General features: G+C 73.6%; 3 protein-coding genes and 1 pseudogene. 2 read left to right on the top strand and 2 right to left on the bottom strand.

Annotated features, from left to right (window positions below):
• The coding region (locus tag AOJ26_RS40865) for a phosphotransferase (protein ID WP_234358807.1) at positions 1–684 on the top strand (684 nt) is incomplete at its 5' end.
• Between the two features lie 74 nt (positions 685–758).
• Here the strand turns inward: AOJ26_RS40865 and AOJ26_RS40860 are convergent.
• Positions 759–2327, bottom strand: coding sequence for a protein kinase domain-containing protein (locus tag AOJ26_RS40860; RefSeq protein ID WP_053853379.1), 1569 nt, complete (start codon positions 2325–2327; stop codon positions 759–761).
• A 373-nt stretch (positions 2328–2700) separates the two neighbouring features.
• Positions 2701–3243, bottom strand: coding sequence for a bacterial proteasome activator family protein (locus AOJ26_RS40855; RefSeq protein ID WP_053853378.1), 543 nt, complete (start codon positions 3241–3243; stop codon positions 2701–2703).
• 136 nt (positions 3244–3379) lie between these two features.
• Here AOJ26_RS40855 and AOJ26_RS40850 point away from each other — a divergent pair.
• A pseudogene (locus tag AOJ26_RS40850) lies at positions 3380–3787 on the top strand (hypothetical protein); the annotation flags it as partial.

Raw genomic sequence — 3787 nt, 5'->3', positions numbered from 1 at the left:
CTTGGCGCGCGGGCGGGCGGGGGCGCCCCCGGCTCCCGTGGGGAAAGGCCGTCCGCCGGTCAGCCGGCCACCGGGACGAAGGCCCCCGACGGCGGCCACGACGGGGATGCCGCCGACGCCGGTGCCGACCCCGCCGCCACGTTCGCCCTCATCGACGACCTCCTCGCGCGAGTGCGCCGGCACCGTCCCGCGGACTCGTTCGACGAACTGGCCCGGCACCGGCTCCTGGAGCGGCGGGCCCTGCTCGAACAGCACGTGGGCCGGCGGCCCCCGCACGGCGGCCCGGTGGGCTGGGTGCACGGGGACTTCCACCCCTTCAACCTGCTCTACCGGGGCGACGCCCCCGCCGCGATCGTCGACTGGGACCGGCTCGGTGTGAAGCCCCGCGCCGAGGAGGCCGTACGCGCCGCCGCGATCTTCTTCGTACGGCCCGCGGGCACACTCGACCTGCCGAAGGTGCGGGCCTACGCGCGCGCGTACCGGCGTACGGCGGGCGCCACGCCGTCGGAGCTCGCGGCGGCCGTGCACCGCGTGTGGTGGGAGCGGCTCAACGACTTCTGGATGCTGCGCTGGCACTACGAGCGCGGCGACACCCGCGCCGATCCCCAGTTCCCGGCGGCCTCGGCGCTGGTGGTGTGGTGGACGCGGGAGTACGACGCGGTGTGCGACGCGTTCGTGGGCTGACGCGGGGGCCGGGAAACGGCACGCGCGCGTGGCCCCGGGAACGGGCCACGCGCGCGTGAGGCGTCACCGCCGGGTCAGGAGTCGCCGCCCTCGCCGCCGCCGTCCGAGCCCCCGACCAGGCCGCCGGTCGGCTCCGCGGTGTTCGTGGGCTCGGCGGTGTCCGTGGGCTCCGCCGTGTCGGACGGTTCCGTCGCCGTCTCCGACGGCTGCGTCGCCGAGGGCGAAGGCGTGTAGGAGGGGGTGTACGACGGCGTCCAGGACGGCGTGTAGCCGGAGCCGCCCGAGCTGCCGCTGTCGTCCGTGGAGGTGTCGGTCTCCTCGCTGGTCGCGTCGTCGCTCGGCGTCTCGCTGGCCGTCCGGTCGTCGGTGGTCTTCGAGGTGGTCGGCGACACGGAGCTGCCGGTGCCGCCCCCGCTCCCGCCACCGCCTCCGTTGTTGAGCGCCAGGGCGACACCCGCCGCGACGGCGATCACCGCGAGGACGGCGAGGATCCACAGCTTGCCGCGGCCGCTGCCCCGGTTGCCGCTTCCCTCGAAGCCGCCGTCGTCCCCGCCGCCGTAACCGGAGGGCAGGATCGGCTGCGGGATCTGTGTGGTGCCGGAGGCGGCGCCGGGGTGCGCCAGCACGCTGGTGCTCGCGAAGCCCGCGGCGGGCGTGCCACGCCCGTCGTGCGCCGTCACCGGACCGGTGTTCCAGGTCCCGGTGTGGCCGCCCTGGTCGTACAGCATCTGGAGGCCGTACTGGACGAGCCCGCGCATCTCCTCGGCCGTCTGGAAGCGGTCGTCGGGCTCCTTGGCGAGCGAGCGCATGACCAGGCCGTCGAGCTCCGGCGGGACGGCGTCGGAGACCTGCGACGGAGGCGTCGGGATGTCCTGGACGTGCTGGTAGACCACGGAGAGGGGGGTCTCACCGGTGAACGGCGGACGCAGCGCGAGGAGTTCGTACAGCAGGCAGCCCGTCGCGTACAGGTCGGAGCGGTGGTCGACCGCCTTGCCGAGGGCCTGCTCCGGGGAGAGGTACTGCGGGGTGCCCATGACCATGCCGGTCTGCGTCATCGTCGTGGACGCGCCGTGCAGGGCGCGGGCGATGCCGAAGTCCATCACCTTGACGGCGCCGTTGTGCGTGATGATCACGTTGGCGGGCTTGATGTCGCGGTGCACGATGCCGTGCTGGTGCGAGTAGGCGAGCGCCTCCAGCACCCCGGAGACGATGATCAGTGCCTGCTCGGGTCCGGGCGCCTCGGCGTTGAGCAGCAGATCCCGGATCGTCCGTCCCTCGACGATCTCCATGACGATGTACGGCACCGACTGGCCGCCCACGAAGTCCTCGCCGGAGTCGTACACGGCGACGATCGCGTGGTGGTTGAGGCCGGCCACGGACTGGGCCTCCCGCGTGAAGCGGGCCTTGGAGGTCGGGTCCTCGGCGAGGTCGGCGCGCAGCAGCTTGACCGCCACGGTCCGGCCGAGCCGTACGTCCTCGGCCGCGAACACCTCGGCCATTCCGCCCCGGCCGAGTCTGCGGGTCAGCCGGTACCGGCCGTCCCCCACCAGTCCGCCGTTACCCCACAGCTCCGGCGCATCTGACATTCCGCCGCCAGTCGCCTCGGGGTCGGACGGGCCCTGAGCGCGCTGCTGCTGTGCCATCGGTCCTCGCCGTCGTTTCTGCCCGCGGTGCGCGCGGTGTTGTTACGGTCTCCGTCGGCCACGCTACAGCCTTCGCGCAAGCCGCCGGTCCGGGATGAGCCCGGGGACCGGCCCGAGACGGACCGGCCATCAAACCTGTACTACGTCTCGGCGTGCAAATCCTGTGTACCGGCCGTAGGGCCGCCGTAACGCCCGCACAACCTTTCTTTCGCGTTCGGACACGGAACGGGCACAGCTTCCGCCGGGCGGCGGGGCGCCGGCCCGTGGCCAAACTCACGAAGAAGAACCCGAACGAGCGTTTCCCACCGGTGACATGACAGAGGTGACGAGAAAGGCCCGGCAGCGTCCGCTGCCGGGCCCTTGTCGGTCGTGGTTACAGGTACGGTCCGCCCGAGCGGCCGCCCGCGCGCGGGTCGACGCCGTCCTCCTGGCCGCCGACGCCCGGCGGGAGGGCGCGGCGCATCTGCTCGAGCTGGGCCCGCGCGGCCATCTGCTGGGCGAACAGGGTGGTCTGGATCCCGTGGAAGAGACCCTCCAGCCAGCCCACCAACTGGGCCTGGGCGATGCGCAGTTCCGCGTCGCTCGGGGTCGCCTCCTCGTTGAAGGGGAGGGAGAGCCGCTCCAGCTCCTCCACGAGCTCCGGGGCGAGCCCGTCCTCCAGCTCCTTCACCGAGCTGGCGTGGATCTCCTTGAGCCGGGCCCGGCTGGCCTCGTCGAGGGGAGCCGCGCGCACCTCTTCGAGCAGCTGCTTGATCATGCTGCCGATCCGCATGACCTTCGCGGGCTGCTCGACCATCTCCGTGACCGGGACCTCGCGGGACTCGTCGTCACCCCCGCCGCCCAGTGCCATCCCGTCCTGGCCCACGACCAGGATCTGGGGACTTTCCGGCGAACCTTCGTTCCTCGGCATCTCCATGCCGCCATTCTCTCGCACCCGTACACCTCACCGATGAGGTGCCCCCGCTGTGTGCTGATCCACCGGTCCCGGAGCGGATCGCCCCCATGGTGCCATCCGGAATGCCGGTCCTGCGGCGGAATGCCAGTCTTGTTCCGTGACTCTCTGGCTGCGCGCGACGGTGCTGGCGATCGTGGTGGGCTCGAGCGCGACCGTCGTCCTGCCGCAGGCCGACCGGGCGTACGGCACCGAGCTGGCACCGCGTGTCCCCGCGAGCGCCCCCGACCGGCGGTCGGCTGACCCGGTCGACGGCCCGCTGCGCGGGGTCGTGCGCACCCCGGCCGCCGCCACCCGGTCACCGGCCGCCGCGCCGGCCCACCCGGCACCGCCGAGCACCCCGGGGTCGTACGCCACCGGGCTTCCGCCGCATCCCGCCCCGGCCTCCCGCTCGGGCGGCCCGTCGAGCCCGCCGTCGGTTCACGGTCCGCGGGACCCCGCCTCCGCGTCGGCGGTCCGCTCGCACTCCTCGCGCGGCCACGGGCCGGAGCGGGCCTCGCCCTCGGCC

This window comes from Streptomyces sp. NRRL B-24085, from assembly GCF_001282115.1.
GTDB lineage: Bacteria > Actinomycetota > Actinomycetes > Streptomycetales > Streptomycetaceae > Streptomyces.
The sequence above is the reverse complement of the archived record's forward strand: the minus strand, read 5'-3'. Positions and strand labels throughout refer to the sequence as shown.

Excerpts from the sequence above, each read along its gene's own strand:
- AOJ26_RS40855 (WP_053853378.1), bottom strand. The coding sequence starts at position 3,243 with ATGGAGATGCCGAGGAACGAAGGTTCGCCGGAAAGTCCCCAGATCCTG.
- AOJ26_RS40860 (WP_053853379.1), bottom strand. The coding sequence starts at position 2,327 with ATGGCACAGCAGCAGCGCGCTCAGGGCCCGTCCGACCCCGAGGCGACT.